The sequence below is a fragment of the Nocardia sp. NPDC004711 genome, assembly GCF_053601595.1.
The window spans coordinates 84,076-101,458 of record NZ_JBSGCB010000014.1 but is presented as its reverse complement, the minus strand read 5'-3'; the positions used below and the strand labels follow the sequence as shown (position 1 = coordinate 101,458).

The following is a 17,383-nucleotide window of genomic DNA, read 5'->3' as shown; positions in this document are numbered from 1 at the left end:
TCATTCGGGTCGCGGCGCGGATTCCATGGGTTTGCCCGCATCCCGCCAGGCGGTGATGCCGCCCGCGAGGCTGTGCGCGTCGTACCCGGCGCGGCGGGCCAGGGCCGCGAAGCGCAGCGACACCTCACCGACCGGGCAGACGAAAACCACGGGGCGCGAACGCGAGAACGGGATGCCCTGGGTGAGCATGTCGTCGAGCTGGTCGTCGCGGATGTTCATCGCGCCCGGCACATGTGCGATCCGGTAGGCCATCGCGCCCCGGGTATCGACGATGGTCGGGCGGGCCGTGCGGTCGAGCTGCTCGAGCTCGTCGGGGGACAGCACCGGGGTGGCCGACAATTCGGCCGCGGTCGGCGCCGGCGCGCGCCCGGGTTTGCCGAACAGTTCCGGGCGGCGTTTGCGGATGTAGGACAGATACGGTTCCAGGCGGTCGCAGACGATGACCACCGCGACGAGCGGATCGGCCTGGGCGGCGGGCTGTTCCAGGGTCCCGAGGAACTCCAGGGCCGCGGCATAGGTCGCGCCGCTGGTGGGTCCGGCGAGCACACCGTGCCCCGTGGCCAGTTCGAGCGTCGCGTCGACCGCGCGCCCGGCCTCGACCGCCATGATGCGGTCGTAGAAATCGGGCTGGAACAGGCCCACATCCCACATCTCGGTCTCCGAGCGGATACCGGGAATGAAATCGGAGCGTTCCGACACCACCGCGATGGTCTTCAACTCCGGATTGTGTTTGCGCAGAAACGTCGCCGTGCCGCGCGTCGACCCGGTGGTGCCCAGCCCGCCGACCAGATAGTCGACCCGGGTGATGCCGTCACGCGCCAGATCCTCGTGGATCTCGCGCCCGGTCCCGTGATGGTGCGCCTCGATGTTCTTCTCGCTGGTGTACTGCGACGGGTGATACCAGCCCCCGGGCGTGCGCGCCATGGTCGATTCGATGACCGAGTACACGTCGTTGGGCGCGGTCGGATCCGGGCACTCCGACAATCCGGGCAGCTCCTCGATGTCGGTGCCCAGCAACTGCAACAGCTCCCGCACCTCGGCGACCCTGATCCGATTGGTCACCGCCCGCAACCCGATCCCGTGCATGGCCGCCAGAATGCGCAGCGCCTTGGCGGTATTGCCGCTCGAGGCCTCGATCAACGTCTTCTTCTGCGCGACGATGTCGTCCAGGTCGTCGCGGATCATGCCCCACGCCACCCGGTCCTTCACCGACCCGAACGGGTTGTAGAACTCCAGTTTCGCGTACAGCTCCACGTGCGCGAGCCCGTGCACGGCCGGATCCAGCCGCAGCAGTGGGGTATTGCCGATCAGCTCGGTGATGTGGTCATAGCGCATCAGTGCACCTCGTGCCAGTCGACGTCGCGGCCCACCGAAAACGTCCCGGACCGCTGTACCACCGCCAGTTTCGGCGGCACCGGATGCATGGATGCACGCGCTGCCGACAAATCCATATGGTAGGCAGCGGTATTGGGGAAGATCACGAAGTCCCCGGGAGCGGGCAGCCGCGGCAGCCACACTTTGTGATTGGTGATCAGATCCCGCTCCAGGCACAAACGCCCGGCCAGGAACACCCCCGCCGCACCGGAATGCGCGTCGGGGAAATCGCGGGCGGGGACCAGGATCGGGTCCACCATCACCTCCTGATCGGCCGGGGTGACGGTGTCGCGGCTCAGATCCAGATTCACCAGCGTACTGCCGTCCGCGGTCTCCTTCACGAATTCCACCCGCGCCACCGTGATTCCGGCGTGATCGACCAGCGCCTTGCCCGGCTCCAGCCAGATCTCGATCGAGTTCTCCCCAGCCACCTGTGCAAAAGTGCGGCCCCCGTGCGATTCCAGCCCCGTATCCAGCAGGTCTGCCAGCATCCGGTCGGCACTCACAATGTTGGCGTATTTGTGAAAAACCGGTGTCCCGTGCACCGCGCCGTCCTCGAGCTGGAACCCGAAGGTGTTGCCGCCCCACGTCATCGGCTCACCACGCCCCACCAGCGATTCCCGCAACGCGTGCACATACGCATCGAACGCATCCGCGTCCGCGGTGAACACCTGCCGGAACCCGCCCCCGATATTCAGCACCGACGGCGCGAGCCCGTACCCGTACGCGCGCTCGGTCAACGCCAGGCAGCTCTCCACCGCCCGCACCCGCTCGGCCGGCTCTCCAGAATCCAGGTGAAAGGCGAACCCGCGGAACTCGATCCGCTCCCGCTGCGCCGCCAGCAGCGCCAGCACGGCATCGACGCGATGCAGCGGCACCCCGAACCGGCTGACCGGCGTCCCCGCGAACCCGCACACCCGCACCAGTACCGGCACCCGCGCCGGCGCCAGCGCCGCAATGCGTTCCAGCTCCCACGCGTTGTCCACGTTGATCGTCACCCCGCTGCCCACCAGCTCCCGCACGAACCCCTCACCCTTGGGTCCGGTCACCTCGATCCGCTCGGGGTCGAACCCCGCCTTCAGCGCACTCTCGAGCTCCGCCGCCGAGGCCACATCGATCCCGGCGGCCGCCGCCCGCGCCGCCCCCACGAATGTCCGCGACTGATTCACCTTGTGCGCGTAGCAGATCCGGAAACCCGGCACCCGGGCGGCCAGCTCCGCTCGCAGCCGCTCCAGGTTCTCCGCGAACACCTGCGGAAACACCAGATGCGCGGGCGACCCGAACTCGGCCACCGCGTCGGCCACCGCGTGCGGCGCGGCCACGAACTCCCGCACCAGCGCATGCATCTTCGCCGGCAGTCCCGGCGATGCGGCAGCCGTCATACCGCGGATTCGGTGGTCGCGGGTGTGACCGCGGTCGGGTTGTAGCCGCTGTCGCGCAAGGCCTCGAACACGCGATGGCGGTTGCGGGGGCTGCGGAACTCCGCGACCACCCGCTTGCTGTTCAGGTCGATGTCCTGCACGCCCACGCTCATCGACTCCAGCACCCCGGTGATGGTGCGGATGCAGTGCTTGCAGGTCATGTCGGGCACAAAGAACACCTGGTCCTCGGCGGCGAGTTCCGCGGTGTCCGAACCGGTGTCGGCCGCCACCTCGGCGACGGTGACCCGGTCCACGATGCGGGTGAAGACATCGGTGAACGTGTCGATCACCACCGGCAGAATGCTGTAGTGCTCCCCGTCGAGCTGATGCGGCATGGCCGCCAGGCACGCCGGGCGCGTTCCGGGCGGCAGCAGCGCGTACTGGCGCGAGATCAGGTCCAGATCGTCGTGGTATTTCGTGATGGCCTCGGCCACGCTCAATCCCTCGGTGTGGGTGGCGCGGCGCATGACCCGGTGCGCGTCCTCGATGGTCATGTCCTTCATCGCGCGCAGCGTCGCCACCGTCTCGGCCGAATACCGTACGGTCCCATCGGGTTGGGTGGTCAGCGTCACCGCGATCATGCCGCGCCGGTAGCTCGAGGCCTGCAGCTCCCAGTACCAGCGGGTGGCCACCGCGCCGTAGATCCCCGAATCCCGCATGCCGACCGCGAATTCGGTCGGCGTCCGATACGGCGTCCACCGCGCCAGCAGCGCGTGCTGGGCCAGCGCTCGCCCCGCCGCCTCGATGCCCACCCGGAAGATCTCGAGCGGCTCGTGGTCGGTGGTGGTGCCCTCGAGTACCGCCTCGTCGCGCGGCGTCAGCTCCGAGATGCGCCGGGCCAGTGCGGTATCGGCCTGCAGCGCGTGCCACAGCGTCAATACCGTCTCGCGCATGGCGATGGGTACGATCGCGCCCAGACCGCCCACCCGGTAATGCCCGGTATTGGGGATCCCGTCGCTGTCGGTCCAGGCGATGCGATGGGTCGCACTGGTCACCTGGGCGGCGCGGCACGGGCGCATGAACCGTTCCAGGTACAGCCGCTGCGACAGCGTCAGGTGCGAGCCAGGCTCCGATTGCAGTGCCGCGCAGGTGTATTCGACGCGCCGCGGCGGCGGCAGCACCGGGGGCGCGCCCAGGCCGGGCCGGGCCAGCGCGGCCAGCACCCGGGAGGCGGCACGCCGGTCGTAGCGGGGTTCGGGGCCGGACATGGTCAAGAGACCTCCTCGGCAATCGTGGCGACACACTCGATGAACCGGTCGATCTCGTCGACGGTGTTGTAGACGTGGGTGCTGACCCGCACCGAGTCCTCGTCCATCGGCACATCGTCGGCGGGCACACAGTGCGCACCGGTGCGCACCAGGAACCCGAGCTCGCTGAGCACGAACCCGAGATCGGTGGCGCTGATCCCGTCCAGGGTGAAAGACACGATCCCGTAGCCGGTTTCGCACGGCGCGTGCGCCGGACCCGGCAGGAACTCCACGCCCGGTATCGGGCGCAATCCCGCGATCAGCCGCTGTGTCAGCGCCCGATTGTGGGCCGCGACGGCATCCAGGCCCAGGTCGTCGAGCACCTCGAGGGCCGCGCCGAGCGCGAGAATGCCGGGGATGTTGTGGGTGCCGCCCTCCAGCAGCTGCGGCATCGAACCGGCCAGCAGCCCCGAATCACCCAGCGACACCGCCGAATTGCCGCCCGGCAGAAACGGTGTCAGCTCATCGTGGCGCCGGCGGCGGCAGTACAGCACGCCGGTCCCGGGCGCCCCGAACATCTTGTGCGCGGAGAACACCGCGAAATCCGCGTCCAGCTCCGCCACCCGCACCGGCAGATGCCCGCCGGACTGGCTGCAGTCGAAACACAGCGCGATCGCCGGATCGATGCGCCCGCGCAACTCCTCGAGGGTGGTCAGCGCCCCGAACACGTGATGCAGATGCCCCACGGTGATCAGCCGGGTGCGCGGGGTGATGCGCGCGGCCACATCCTCGACATCGGCCTCGCCCAGCTCGGTGACCCGGTAGGGCACCAGCCGGATCGTGCGCCCGAACCCGCCCAGCAGCCGCCGCAGGTGATGCCACGGATACACGTTCGAGGCGTGATCGCGTGGGCTGTAGAGGATTTCGTCGCCGTCGCGCAGCGTGGTCAGCCCCCACGACAGCGCCACCGCATTGAGACCGGCCGTGGACCCGCCGGTGAACACCACCTCATCCGGTGCGGCCCCGATGAATTCGGCCATCCGCTCGCGCACCGTCTCGATGCGATGGGTCAGGCTGCTCGCCCACGGGTAGGTGCCGCGTCCGGCATTGGCGGTGCGTTCACTGTGATAGCGGTGTACCGCGCGGATCACCGGCAGTGGCTTCTGGGTGGTGGACGCCGAATCGAGGTAGATGTCGGAGGTTTCGGTCAGCGCGGGGAAGAGCCTGCGCAGGGGCGGGCGCGCCGGTCCCCGGGCGGCGGCGGGCGGCGTGGGCGTTGAGGTCGCGGCTGCGGAGGCGCGCACCGGAACCCTCCCTCCCAGGAGTTCGCGCTGGACGTCACCAACGATACGCACATTTGCCGGTGCGCTCGAAGGTTCTCGCGGGCAACCGCTTTCGTCGGTACGGCTTCGTTACCGCATCGAACGACCGCTCAGCGTTCGGGTCCGCCCGGATTGCACAGCGCCGCCACGGTCGCGTCATACCCCACCGCGGGACGCCACGGTTCGAGATTCCAGCTGGTCTTGTCCGGTTGGACCACCCGTGCCCACTCCCAGTGGCAGCGGAACTGGTCGTACATGCCGGGGGAATCGGCGTCGGGCGCGGAGGTGAGCACCTCCTGCCAGGCCCGCCCCAGCGCGGCGGGGAAGGTGTCGGCGCGCCCGGCCTGGGTCGGATAGACCCGCAACCGGCGGCCGTCGGAATCGTCGGACCATTGGGTGTGGTCGATGAGCGGCTGATCCGGGAACGGATCCACCGCCGGCACCCCGGGCGTGGTCGGCGACGGATTCGCGACCGGCGCGGAGGAACCGGTGGGCTGGGGTGTGTCGGTGGCCTGGGCGGAGGCGGTGGGCGGGGAACCGGCGACCGTCGAGGGGTGCGGCGCCAGCGTCAGCGAACTCACCACCACCGGCGGCGAATCCTCGGCCGCCCCGCAACCGGTCAGTACCAGTGCCAGCGCGAGCACAGGTGGGCCACCCGCGAGCTTCCAGCGCCGCCGCATGGGCATTCGCCCCTTTCTTCCGATCCGTCGGGCCTGGATCCGACGCTACCAGCGGTGATTACGCACATACCGTACTCGCGGGTAGCTAGGAACTTCGGCGTTCCGAATCCGCCCGCGCTGGTGCATTGGCCCAGACAGCACCTACGATGTCACGCGCAGGGCGGTTCGTGAAAGAGAGGACCGTCCGGCACCCTTGGTACCGGATGGTTGCTGACTGGCAGGGGAACAATGAACGCCGCGACTGTGAAATTGCTTGTGTGGGAGTGCGACAACACCCTGTGGGACGGGGTGGTCTGCGACTCCACCGCAGGCGCGCTGCGCGCCGAGGCCGCGCGCTCGCTGCGCATCCTCAACGAGCGCGGCGTCATGCACGCCGTCGCCTCCCGCGGCGAATGGGCCTGGACGGTAGAGCAATTGCGCCGCCACGGCGTGGCCGAGCGCTTCGCCGCCGTCGAGGTCGGCTGGGGCCGCAAGTCCGCGGCCATCACCCGCATCGCCGAAACCCTGGGCGTGGGCCTGGACCAGGTCGGCTACATCGACGCCGAACCGCTCGAGCGCAGCGAGGTCGCCCACGCCCTGCCACAGGTGCGCTGCTACGCCGCCCGCCACGTGGATGTGCTTGCCGCGCTGCAGGAATTCCGCGCCCCCGTCGGCGACGTCCCGCCGCCCACCTCCCCGATGGCCCACATCCACGCCCGCTGACCAGCGTGCTGTCACGCGCTGACCGGCGCGGTGTCACCGCACCGACCAGCGCAACGTCACAGGCCCGCCGATCGGAAACGATCGACGGGCCTGCGCTGTAGCCGGTGTGGATCAGGCGGGGGTGGATTCGGGCCCGCCGCTGCGGATCTCGACGATGGGCAGCACCAGCGCCGCCGGGGCGGTCGGCGGGACCATCGGCTGCACCGGTGCAACGGGTGCGATGCGGGCGTAGCCCGCGGCCTGCGACGGGCGGGTGTCGGCCTCACCCTTGTTGGGCCACAGCGCCGCCGCGCGCTCGGCCTGCGCGGTGATGGTCAGCGACGGGTTCACGCCCAGGTTCGCCGAGACCGCCGCACCGTCGACCACGCTCAGGGTCGGATAGCCGTAGACGCGGTGGTAGGGGTCGATGACACCGTGGTCGGCGTCCGCGCCGATCGCCGCGCCGCCCAGGAAGTGGGCGGTCAGCGGGATATTGAAGACCTCACCCCAGGAACCGCCGGCGACTCCGCCGATCTTGTCCGCGACGGCGCGGGTGACCTGGTTGCCGACCGGGATCCAGGTCGGATTCGGTTCGCCGTGGCCCTGTTTGGAGGTCAGCTTGCGCCCGAACAGGCCCCGCTTGGTGTAGGTGGTGATGGAGTTGTCCAGATGCTGCATGACCAGCGAGATGATGGTGCGCTCGCTCCAGTTGCGCACCGACAGGAACTGCAGCAGCGTCAGCGGGTGCAGCAGCACCGTCCAGAGGAACCGCAGCCAGCGCGGGATCTTGCCGCCGCCGTCGACCATGAGCGTCTGCAGCAGGCCCATCGAGTTCGAGCCCTTGCCGTAGCGGACCGGCTCGATGTGGGTGTCGGGGGTGGGATGGATCGAGGAGGTGATGGCCACGCCGCGGGTGAAGTCCACATCCGGGTTCACCTTGCGGGTGGCCGCGCCCACGATGGACTCGGAGTTGGTGCGGGTCAGCACGCCCAGCCGCGGCGAGAGCTGCGGCAGCACGCCCTGGTCGCGCATGGCGAACAGCAGCTGCTGGGTGCCGCGGGTGCCGGCGGCCAGCACCACGTGCTTGGCGGTGTAGGTCTTGGGCTGTCTGCGCAGCCAGGCGCCGGTGCGTTCGGTCTCCACGTCCCAGGTGCCGTCGGGCAGCGGTCGCACGGTGGTGACCGTGGTCATCGGGAAGACCTGCGCGCCACCCTTTTCCGCCAGGTACAGGTAGTTCTTGACCAGGGTGTTCTTGGCGTTGTGGCGGCAGCCGGTCATGCACTCGCCGCACTCGATGCAGCCGGTGCGGTCCGGGCCCGCGCCGCCGAAGAACGGGTCGGGCACGGTCTTGCCCGCCTCGCCGAAGAACACGCCGACCGGGGTCTGCACGAAGGTGTCGCCCACGCCCATGTCCTCGGCGACCTGCTTGAACACCTCGTCGGCGGGGGTCATGTGCGGGTTGGTGACCACGCCGAGCATCTTGCGGGCCTGGTCGTAGTAGGGCATGAGTTCGTCGTGCCAGTCGGTGATCTCGCGCCACTGCGGGTCCTGGAAGAACGGGGCCGGGGGCACGTAGAGGGTGTTGGCGTAGTTCAGTGAGCCCCCACCCACGCCCGCGCCCGCGAGGATGAGGACATCGCGCAGCGGGTGGATGCGCTGAATCCCGAAGCAGCCCAGCTTCGGCGCCCACAGGAAGTTGCGCAGGTCCCAGCTGGTGTCGGGGAGCTGGTCGTCGGCGAATCGCTGACCGGCCTCGAGCACACCGACGGTGTAACCCTTCTCGGTGAGGCGCAGTGCGCTCACACTGCCGCCGAATCCTGACCCGACGATGAGCACGTCGAAATCGGTGTCGCGTTGGGTCATGGACTCTCCCTTGTCGTCGTCGACAGTGTGGCGGCGGTTACGCTAATGCGGACAGTTGTAACTGTCAACGTTCACCGGTAGCGGTATCTATGCTGTTCGGGTGGATCGATACAGCCGTCTGCAACTCGCCGAACTCAGCGGTGTGGCCGCCCGCACCATCCGGTACTACCACTCGGTCGGCGTGCTGCCCAGGCCCGGCCGGGCCGGCAAGGAAGCGGTCTACGGTCCCGAACACCTGGAACGGTTGTACGCCATCACCGCCATGCAGGCGCGCGGGCTGCGCCTGGACGCGATCCGCGAGGTGTTCGACGCCGAGGTACCCGCAGACGGCGACTGGCGTGAGGTCTTCGATCCGCGCTACAGCGCCGAGGCCGACACCGGCACGATCCTCGACGACGAGGCCCTGACCGAATTGCTCGGTGATCGTCGCCCCGAGATCCTCGACGATCTGCTCGGCGCGGGCTATCTCGAGCGCGTCGGCGAGCGCTGGCGGGTGCCCGAACCGGCCATGCTCACCGGAGCGCTCATCCTCTACGACGTGGGCACCGACATCGCCCTGTCGGGCGTGCTGCGCAAGCTGATCCGCGCCCATATCGCAACCCTGGCCGACGAGATGATCCGCGTCATCCGCGAGGCCGCGGGTGCGGAGTACAGCGGCGAGGGCGTGGACCTGGATCTCGATCGCTTCCGCGACCGGTTCCGGGCCGCGGCCCGGGAGGTCGGCGGGGTCACCCTGGTGGAGGAGATCGAACGCGCGGTGCGTGAACTCGACCGCTGAACCCCGTCGCGGCGGCCGCTTCAGGGGGCCGGGGCCACGCTGGGGACGGTGACGGGGGAGTCGCAGCTGGCGGGCGGATCCACCAGGTGGCAGTCCGAGGGGAGGCGGACCGGCTCGTAGCCGGCGGGCACGCCGCCCGCGGTGATGATCTGGCGGTAGGTGCCCACGGCGTCGGTGGGCTTGCGGGTCAGGCTCGGATCGGTGAGCACGTCGACGGAGTAGAGGCCGAAACGCGGTGTGTAGGAACCCCACTCGTAGTTGTCGGTGAGACTCCAGTAGTTGTAGCCGACGAGGTTCATGCCGTCGGCCCTGGCCCGCTGCAGCCAGTAGACGGTGTCGCGCAGGTGATCCGAGCGGGTGTAGCCGTCGGCGCGGGGTGCGCCGTTCTCGGTGGGCATCCCGTTCTCCACCACCCACAGCGGCTTGCCCGGGAACTTCTGCGAATAGTGTTGCAGCGCATAGTAGATGCCCTCGGGCCGGATGGGCAGCTCCCACATCCCGGGCGGCGGGGCGGCCGAACCGTCGGGCAGGTTGACGGCATTGGTCTTGGGCGGCTCGAGGCCGAAGTAGTAGTCCACGCCGATGAAGTCGAGCTTGTCGCCGATGCGGTCCATGAGCGGGCCGTTGACCTGCGACTCCGAACCGGCCACATACCCGACATTGCTGGTGACCAGCGCCTTGGGTTGCACCTGGTGGATGTAGTCGTAGATCTGATTGTGCACCTGGGCGACCTTGTCGAGCATCTGGTCGGCGTCGGTGCCGTTCTGGCGCACCTCGTGCATGATGTAGGCGACCGGCTCGTTCACCGTGACCCACACCGGATTTCGCGAGGCGTAGCGGTCGACCACCTTGCGGGCATTGGCCAGCCAGTCGTCCACCATGCCGGGATTGCGCCAGCCGCCGCGCTCGGCCTCCCAGCCCGGATACACCCAATGGTCCAGTGTCAGCATGGGTTCCATGCCGTTGGCCACGATGTCGTCGACGAGCCGGTCGTAGAAGGCGAACCCGTCCTCGTCCCAGACCCCGGGCTCGGGCTGCAGCCGCGCCCATTCGATGCCGATGCGGAACACCTTCGACCCCAGGCTCGCGGCCAGGGCGACGTCGCCGGGGTAGCGGGAGCGGAAGTCGATGGAGTCGCGGTAGCGGTCCCAGCCGGGATTGGCGTCGATGTAGTGCATCCAGTTGCTGTCGGGCGCATGCCCCTCGGACTGGAATCCCGATGCGGCCACGCCCCACAGGAAGTCCGGGCCCAGACTGCCGCGCGTGCCGGCCGCGGCCGCGGGCGGGGGTGCGGCCGGGGTGGCATGGGCGACGCTCGCTACCGGGAGCAGCATCGCGGCGGCCGCGAGCCCGGCCAGGACGAGGCGGTGCAGTCGTCTGCGCATCGAGGCTCCTCCTCCGGGACGGGTGGTCGGAATGTCCCGAATCGGAGCGTAGCTGCCGGTTAACTGAATTTCGGGGCAGCGGCGGGCGTGTCGCGCTGCGCGACCGGTCTCCCCGAGCCCCGGTCGGTGTCCGGGTTTCCGGTCCGGAAAACCCGTTCGGGGCCGTCACCAGCCACTTTACCCGGTTGCGCGCGATCTGCGGTGTCGGTGCCGGTCGATGGACGCCTACCGTTTCGAGTCGTACCGGCCTGTGGCCCAAGCAGTTCCACGAGGGGGAGTCACAGTCCGGCGCAACCCGCCGGCTGTCGCGCGTGTTGCGGAATCAGCGGGGCAGGGTGACCGGGTCGGCGCAGCTGTCGAGGGCGTCCACCAGCGAGCAGGACGCGGGCGGGCGGGTCGGCAGGTAGCCGGCGGGCACGCCGGAGTCGTGGGTGATGGCGCGGTAGGCGTCCACGGCGTCGGTGGGGCGGCGCGTCAGGCTCGGATCGGTGCGTACGTCCACCGTGTAGAGGCCGAAACGTGGTGTGTAGGAACCCCACTCGTAGTTGTCGGTGAGACTCCAGTAGTTGTAGCCGATGACGTTCATGCCGTCGGCCCTGGCCCGCTGCAGCCAGTAGACGGTGTCGCGCAGGTCGTCGGCGCGGGTGTAGCCGTCGGCGCGGGGTGCGCCGTTCTCGGTGGGCATGCCGTTCTCCACGAGGTAGAGCGGTTTGCTGGGGAAACGGTGGGCGAAGTGGCGCAGCGTGTAGTACAGGCCGTCGGCCTGCAGCGGCATCTTCCACAGCGCCGAGGAGGCGAAATTGGTGTACTCGGCGGCCGTGTCGGGCGACAGACCGTAGTAGTAGTCGATGCCGACGAAATCCAGCTTGGCCGCGATCGCATCGAGCATGGCGCCGTTGACGATCGGGTCCGCGGCGGGCACGTAGGCGACATTGCTGGTCACCATGGCGTCGGCCCGGCGGGCGTGGATGTAGTCGTAGATGCTGTTGTGTGCCTGCGCGAGTCGCGCCTGCATGGCCGGCACGTCGGCGGCGGGCAGCCCGCCGTTGCGGACCTCGTTCATGATGTAGGCGAAGGGCTCGTTGATGGTGACCCACATCGGATCGTCGCCGGCGTAGCGGTCGACCACCGTCCGCATGTTCGCCAGCCAGTCCTCGACCATGCCCGGATTCGCCCACCCGCCGCGATCGGCTTCCCATCCCGGGTACACCCAGTGGTCGAGGGTGATCATCGGCCGCATCCCGGCGGCCCGGATGGCCGCGATCACCCTGTCGTAGAAGGCGAATCCGTCCTCGTCCCACACCCCCGGCCGTGGCTGCACCCGCGCCCATTCGATGCTGAGCCGGTAGGTGTCGACGCCCAGATTCGCGGCCAGTGCGATATCGGAGGCATACCGGTCGTAGAAGTCGACGCTGTCGCCGTAGCGGTCGTAATCCGGGTGGGTGTCCACGTACCGGCGCCAATTGCTGTCGGGCGCATGGCCTTCGTTCTGGAACCCCGCCGCGGCCACACCCCAGTGGAAGTCGGCGCCCAGTGCGGGCAGCTCCGCTGCCGCGGGCATCGCACCGGCGGGAGCGCCGGTCGCGAACAAGGCGGTGGCGGCGGCCAGGATGGCAACGGCATGGCGGCGGTGCGTGCGCATGGGCTCCTCATTCGGCGGGCAGCGAATCGGGCAGGCGTCCGGCATTATTGCCGACGCGCGCCCACCCAACCCGAGGTTCGACCGAATAGTCCGGTCCTGGCGGTGGATGAACCCACCGGCGCCGCCGATGCGACGCCGCCGCGTGCCCGGCGTTCCGCGGAGACCGTCGAATCCCGGTGCGCGCTGGGAAAGGTCGGCTGTCTCGCGCGCCACCGCATCGCCGCCTCCTGCGCGAGTACCCCGGAACCGCGGGCCGCGGATCCGCGAGGACGATGACGAACGCGGACTGCTCGGGGCGGAATACCGGTGTGTGTCGCGGGATTTCAACTCGCCCGCAATCGCGGTGGCAGGCTTCTGGCGTGTTCAGGTCTGACCCTGATCAGGCCGGTAAGGCCGTCGGCGGGTGGTGTGGATGGGTGTATATCGAGGTGTAGTAGCGATTGTCGGCAAGGGACGCTTCGTGGTTGGTCTCTGATATCGCGGGTAGTCCGTTAGCGGCCAACAGGTCCCGCATGGTCGTGCCCGCAGAATCCCAGCCGCGGCTTCCCAGGTACGTTGCGACGTCGTTGCGCTCGCCGAGATATGCCAGGTCCGGAATCTCTATGTCGATACCGTGCTCACGCCATCCTCGGGCGACGTTCCGCATTCTTTCTTCAGCGACGTCGACAGGTGTGGTGCCGCCCATGAAGGTCTCGGTCGCCAATCTGCTGCCGATGGCGCTGAGTGCGGTGATGTTGTCGAGCAGCCGGTCTTGACCGTCCGGTGGCAGATAGGGGAACAGGCCTTCGGCGATCCATGCGGTGGGTCGGTCGGTGTCGAACCCGGCTCGCTGTAGTGCGGCGGGCCAGTCGCGCCTCAGATCGATGGGCACCATCCGCAGGTCTGCTGTCGGTTCGGCCCCGAGGCCGGTGAGTGTAGCGGTCTTGAACTCGACGACCTCCGGTTGGTCGATCTCGAACACTGCCATGGCCGGTGGCCATGGCAGTCGATAGGCGCGCGTGTCCAAACCGGAGGCCAGGATCACCGCCTGACGGATACCTGCAGCCATCGCGCCGAGACAGAACGCGTCGAAATACCGGGTGCGTGCAGCTATGGCGTCGGTCAGGGGCTGCAAACCCCAAGTGGCATCGGGGTCGACGTCAGCGGCGGCGAGTTCTCCGGTGGCCCATCGGGTGAAGGCATCGATGCCGACAGCGCGGACGAGCGGTTCGGCGAGAGGATCAGAAATGAGGGGATCTGCGATGTTGCTGGCTGTCGCTCGAGCGGCAGCCACCATCGTCGCGGTCGCTCCCACACTGGTGGCCAGGTCCCAGGTGTCGTTGTTTGTACGCTTCATGCTTTGTTCCTTTCCTGTATCGAGTTGAACCGTCGTATGTGGGGTGGGCCCGGAGCTTCGGGCCGTTACAGCAGTCCGAGTTGCTGCAGGTTGATGATGTATTTGACGATGAGTGGCTCGGTGATGTGTGGGATGTCTTTGTCCGGGCCGATTTTCGCCTCCTGGACTGCGGTGTGGAACCGTTCGGCCGGCGCGAGAGCTCCGCGCAGCGGCTGTGCGGGCTGCTGGAAGAAGCGCAGCAGCGGCAACACGGAATGCCGGCGCTGTTGGTCCGGCAGGGCGCGCATGGCGGTCTCGAACCGATGCAGCCAGTCGTGGTAATCCGGGATGCGCTGGATCGGGTGGCCGGCGTCGATGAGCCAGTCGACGTATTCGTCGAGTCCGATGCCGTCGTCGTGCGGGTTGAGCACGTGATATGTCTCGACCCCGGTGTCCAGCTGGGCGCCCAGGGTGGCGATCGCTTCGGCGATGAAGTCCACGGGCAGACCGTCGTAGTGTGCGCGCCGGCGGTTGCCGTCCTGGTCCAGCTCGTAGAACGAGTACGGGGCGATCCCGGTGGCGACCAGGGACAGCATCAGCCGGGTGAAGATGTCGGGCACGTTGAGCTGGCCCAGGTATCGGGTGTCGGTCATGATCATGTCGCAGCGGAACACCGCTACCGGCAGCCCGCAGCGGTCGCTGGCTTCCCGCAATAGCACTTCGCTGGCCCATTTGCTCGTGCTGTATCCGTTGGCGTAGCTGTCGTCGAGGCTGCGGGTGGGGTTGACGGTGCGGATGTCGGCGTCCTCGGTGAACTCCGATGCAGGCGTCTGATCACCGACTCCGAGGGTCGACACGTAGTTGTACGGCGTGATCCTGCTGGTCAGCGCGAGCCGGATCAGTTCGGCGGTGCCCACCACGTTCGGGCCGAACAGCTGGCTGTACGGCAGCACGTGGTTGACCAGGGCGGCCGGGTCGACGATCAGATCGACGGTGTCGGCCAGCCGCTGCCAGGTCTGCTGATCCAGCCCGAGGTTCGTCTGGCCCTTGTCGCCGGCAATCACCTGCAGGTGCTCGGCGGAGAGCTCACAGTAGTGAGCCAGCAGCGCCGGGTCGCCGCGGTCGAACGTCCTGTCCACACGCCTGCGGGCTTGTGCGTCGTCGTGGGCGCGCACCAGGCAGATCAGCGTGCCGTCGACGGGAGCCAGCCGTTCCAGCCACTCCAGGGCCGAGAACCGTCCCAGGAAGCCGGTCGCACCGGTCAGCAGCACGGTACGTACGTGCGTGCGGGGTGGCGGCAGCGTCGGTGCAGTCGCCACTATCGCGGTTTCGACGAACTTGTCGAGGGTGAGGTCGCGGGCGGCCACCTCGGTGATTTCCCCGTCCTCTGCGCGGCCGTGCACCGAGGCGAAGGTGGGCCGGCGAATACCGGGTTGTCGCTGCGCCTGGATGTAGTCGGCGAGGGTCTGCAGGTCGGTAGCCGGGCTGACGATGACACCCACCGGCACGTCGATGCCGAAGATCTGCTGTAGCAGATTGGCAAAGGTCAACGCGGACAACGAGTCTCCGCCCAGATCACTGAACTGCGCATCCGGCCGCAGATCGCTGTCCGCTGTGCCGAGCAGCGCTGTCGCGGCCCGTCTGATCGTCTGCAGCACCGGCTGGCCGGCGCCCTCGCAGCGCAGTCGGCGCAGCTCGTCGTCCTGTCCGTGGGCCAGCTCGTCATACAGCTGTTCCAGCTGCCGGCCGTAGCGTTGCCTCAGTTTTGGACGCGCTATTTTGCCGATGCCGGTAAGCAGGCCGTTTTCCTGGCTGAACGGCGCTGGTTCGATGAGGAAGTCGCGCGGGATCTCGTAGGAGCGCAGCCCGGCCACTTTCGCCAGATCCTGTAGTGACGCGCTGATCAGTGGTTTCAGCTCGTCGCCGATATGGCCGGCGAGGGCCTGACCGGTGGGCACGATCACCGCCAGCAGGTAGGGGCGGGCGCTGTTGCCGTAGAGATAGATCTGGTGAATCAGCGGGCTGTCACCGAACACCGCCTCCAGATTGGCGACCGTAACGAACTCGCCCTGCGACAACTTGATCACGTTGTTGCGTCGGTCGAGATAGACGAGTTGATCGGGACCGATCTCGGCCATGATGTCGCCGCTGCGGTAGTAGCCGTCAGCGTCGAACGCTGCGGCGGTGACGTCCGGCTGTTCGTAGTAGCCGGCGAAGATCTCCTCGGTCTCGATCAGCAGCTCGCCGCGCGGGTGCGGCTGGTCGGTCTGGAAGTACCCCAGCTCGGGGACGTCGACCAGCTTGTAGCCGACCACCGGCGGACGCTGCACACGGCCGTCGATGGACACATAGCCTTCCTCGGTGGAGCCGTAGGCTTCCACAAGGGGCAGGTCGAGAAAGGACTCGACCCATGCCGCGACCTCAGTTGACAGAGGGGCCGAGCCCGTCAACGCCCACACGACCCGTCCGCCGAGCAGGTTCTGCCGCAACTCTGCCGTGACCTGGGCTTGCAGCGCCTCCCGGTTGGCGCCGTCGACGGACCGCCGGTCCAATTCACGTCGGAACTCGCCGAACAACATCGCCCAGATTCTCGGCACGAAGGCCACGTCGGTCGGGCGCACCAGCGCGAGGTCTTCCAACAGGGTCGACAGGTCGCTCTTGGCGCCGAAATAGGCCGTGCCGCCGCTGCCGAGCGATCCGTACACGATCTGCCGGCCCATGATGTGGCTCATCGGCATGAAGTTGAGCGAGATGGACGGAGCACCACTCGGCCACTGCGATCCAGGCGACCGGCGCCACGAGTTGGCGACCAGCCGCTCGGGAAACATCGCGCCCTTGGGTGCACCGGTACTGCCGGACGTATAGACCAGCAGCCGCACCGGGTCGGGCTCGTCGGACACGAACACCGGCGCAGCGGGGAGTCGTTCGCCGCGGGCGACGACGTCTGAGAGGGTTTCCACAACCAGCGGGCCGGCCGCGCCGGCCAACCGGGCACGAGCGGCTCCCATCGCCTCGCGGTGGTCGTCCACCTCGGGCCGATGATCGAACACGACCAGCCGAGCGGGAGCGTAGCCGGTCAACACCAAGTCGACGGCAGTCGACAGGTAGTCGATACTGCAGGCGATCACCGCCGGCTCGGTCTCGGCGACGATGGGCCGCAACGTAGCCACCGGCGCACCGTTCTGCAGCGGAACCGACATCGCACCCAGGCGCATCAACGCCATATCGACCGTTGTGTAGTCCACGCTGGTGAAACCCAGAATGCAGACGCGATCACCAGGCCGCACCGAGTCGTTCGCCCAGGCGGCGGCGATCGCGGCGACACGGTCCCACACCTGCGCATAGGTGATGGTCTCGAATCGGGGCAGCAACTCGGCCGAGGTACGGCCGGTGTCCGGGTCCGTCACGAACCGCACTGCTCGCTGTCCGAGCGCGGGCCGGTCGGCGTAGCCGTCCGTCACGATCCGCACAAGCTGCGGGAGTCGCAGCCCAGGCCGCCGGATCGCCGCGGAGATCGCTTCGTCCGGGCGGGCATCGGCGAACTGCGCGTCGGTGGCGGACAAGCTCTGAATGCGGCGCGCGAGCCGCTCTGCACTGGCATCGGTGGACATCGAAATCTCCTCCCGGAACGAACTTTCCTCGTAGGACGGAACTTCGGAGGCCCACGGCGTTGTCGACCAGCGAACGAGTTCGGGGGCCGACGACGTTGTCGACCAGCGAACGACTTCGCCGACC

At 68.3% G+C, this 17,383-nt stretch carries 12 protein-coding genes; 2 read left to right on the top strand and 10 right to left on the bottom strand.

Going from position 1 to position 17,383, the window contains the following annotated elements:
- From ACWEKS_RS16275 to ACWEKS_RS16255, 5 genes are all read right to left on the bottom strand, one after another.
- Window positions 1-1,335, bottom strand: a complete 1,335-nt coding sequence (locus tag ACWEKS_RS16275) for a pyridoxal-phosphate dependent enzyme (protein WP_452340834.1) — start codon at window positions 1,333-1,335, stop codon at window positions 1-3.
- Window positions 1,335-2,756, bottom strand: coding sequence for a decarboxylase (locus tag ACWEKS_RS16270; RefSeq protein ID WP_452340833.1), 1,422 nt, complete (start codon window positions 2,754-2,756; stop codon window positions 1,335-1,337). The genes ACWEKS_RS16275 and ACWEKS_RS16270 overlap by 1 nt, the downstream gene beginning before the upstream one ends.
- Window positions 2,753-4,003, bottom strand: a complete 1,251-nt coding sequence (locus tag ACWEKS_RS16265) for a heavy-metal-associated domain-containing protein (RefSeq protein ID WP_452340932.1) — start codon at window positions 4,001-4,003, stop codon at window positions 2,753-2,755. Before ACWEKS_RS16265 ends, ACWEKS_RS16270 begins: the two co-directional genes overlap by 4 nt.
- 2 nt (window positions 4,004-4,005) lie before the next feature.
- Entirely contained in the window at window positions 4,006-5,286 is a 1,281-nt protein-coding gene (locus ACWEKS_RS16260) for an aminotransferase class V-fold PLP-dependent enzyme (protein WP_452340832.1), read from the bottom strand.
- A 128-nt stretch (window positions 5,287-5,414) separates the two neighbouring features.
- Window positions 5,415-5,990 carry a DUF2599 domain-containing protein gene (locus ACWEKS_RS16255; protein ID WP_452340831.1) on the bottom strand — a complete coding sequence of 192 codons (576 nt, stop codon included), beginning with the start codon at window positions 5,988-5,990 and terminating at the stop codon, window positions 5,415-5,417.
- A gap of 237 nt (window positions 5,991-6,227) precedes the next feature.
- On the opposite strand from ACWEKS_RS16255, the gene ACWEKS_RS16250 reads away from it, so the two are divergent.
- On the top strand, window positions 6,228-6,686 hold the full coding sequence (locus ACWEKS_RS16250; protein WP_354833010.1) for a hypothetical protein: 459 nt from the start codon (window positions 6,228-6,230) through the stop codon (window positions 6,684-6,686).
- 111 nt (window positions 6,687-6,797) lie between these two features.
- Here the strand turns inward: ACWEKS_RS16250 and ACWEKS_RS16245 are convergent, their stop codons facing one another.
- Window positions 6,798-8,528, bottom strand: a complete 1,731-nt coding sequence (locus ACWEKS_RS16245) for a GMC oxidoreductase (RefSeq protein ID WP_452340830.1) — start codon at window positions 8,526-8,528, stop codon at window positions 6,798-6,800.
- 100 nt (window positions 8,529-8,628) lie between these two features.
- Here ACWEKS_RS16245 and ACWEKS_RS16240 point away from each other — a divergent pair, with 100 nt between their 5' ends.
- Entirely contained in the window at window positions 8,629-9,306 is a 678-nt protein-coding gene (locus ACWEKS_RS16240) for a MerR family transcriptional regulator (RefSeq protein ID WP_452340829.1), read from the top strand.
- A 20-nt stretch (window positions 9,307-9,326) separates the two neighbouring features.
- Here the strand turns inward: ACWEKS_RS16240 and ACWEKS_RS16235 are convergent, their stop codons facing one another.
- The 4 genes from ACWEKS_RS16235 to car form a co-directional block, all read right to left on the bottom strand.
- Window positions 9,327-10,691 (bottom strand): family 1 glycosylhydrolase, encoded by a 1,365-nt coding sequence (locus ACWEKS_RS16235; RefSeq protein ID WP_452340828.1) that lies wholly within the window; start codon window positions 10,689-10,691, stop codon window positions 9,327-9,329.
- 322 nt (window positions 10,692-11,013) lie between these two features.
- Entirely contained in the window at window positions 11,014-12,333 is a 1,320-nt protein-coding gene (locus ACWEKS_RS16230; RefSeq protein WP_452340827.1) for a family 1 glycosylhydrolase, read from the bottom strand.
- 379 nt (window positions 12,334-12,712) lie between these two features.
- Window positions 12,713-13,669 carry a class I SAM-dependent methyltransferase gene (locus tag ACWEKS_RS16225; protein WP_452340826.1) on the bottom strand — a complete coding sequence of 319 codons (957 nt, stop codon included), beginning with the start codon at window positions 13,667-13,669 and terminating at the stop codon, window positions 12,713-12,715.
- Between the two features lie 65 nt (window positions 13,670-13,734).
- On the bottom strand, window positions 13,735-17,259 hold the full coding sequence (gene car, locus ACWEKS_RS16220) for a carboxylic acid reductase (protein WP_452340825.1): 3,525 nt from the start codon (window positions 17,257-17,259) through the stop codon (window positions 13,735-13,737).
- Window positions 17,260-17,383: the final 124 nt, after the last annotated feature.

What these genes read in the sequence shown, in the direction of transcription:
- ACWEKS_RS16275 (WP_452340834.1), bottom strand. Translation starts at nt 1,335, where the DNA reads ATGCGCTATGACCACATCACCGAGCTGATCGGCAATACCCCACTGCTG.
- ACWEKS_RS16270 (WP_452340833.1), bottom strand. Translation starts at nt 2,756, where the DNA reads ATGACGGCTGCCGCATCGCCGGGACTGCCGGCGAAGATGCATGCGCTG.
- ACWEKS_RS16265 (WP_452340932.1), bottom strand. Translation starts at nt 4,003, where the DNA reads ATGTCCGGCCCCGAACCCCGCTACGACCGGCGTGCCGCCTCCCGGGTG.
- ACWEKS_RS16255 (WP_452340831.1), bottom strand. Translation starts at nt 5,990, where the DNA reads ATGCCCATGCGGCGGCGCTGGAAGCTCGCGGGTGGCCCACCTGTGCTC.
- ACWEKS_RS16245 (WP_452340830.1), bottom strand. Translation starts at nt 8,528, where the DNA reads ATGACCCAACGCGACACCGATTTCGACGTGCTCATCGTCGGGTCAGGA.
- ACWEKS_RS16235 (WP_452340828.1), bottom strand. Translation starts at nt 10,691, where the DNA reads ATGCGCAGACGACTGCACCGCCTCGTCCTGGCCGGGCTCGCGGCCGCC.
- ACWEKS_RS16230 (WP_452340827.1), bottom strand. Translation starts at nt 12,333, where the DNA reads ATGCGCACGCACCGCCGCCATGCCGTTGCCATCCTGGCCGCCGCCACC.
- ACWEKS_RS16225 (WP_452340826.1), bottom strand. Translation starts at nt 13,669, where the DNA reads ATGAAGCGTACAAACAACGACACCTGGGACCTGGCCACCAGTGTGGGA.
- car (WP_452340825.1), bottom strand. Translation starts at nt 17,259, where the DNA reads ATGTCCACCGATGCCAGTGCAGAGCGGCTCGCGCGCCGCATTCAGAGC.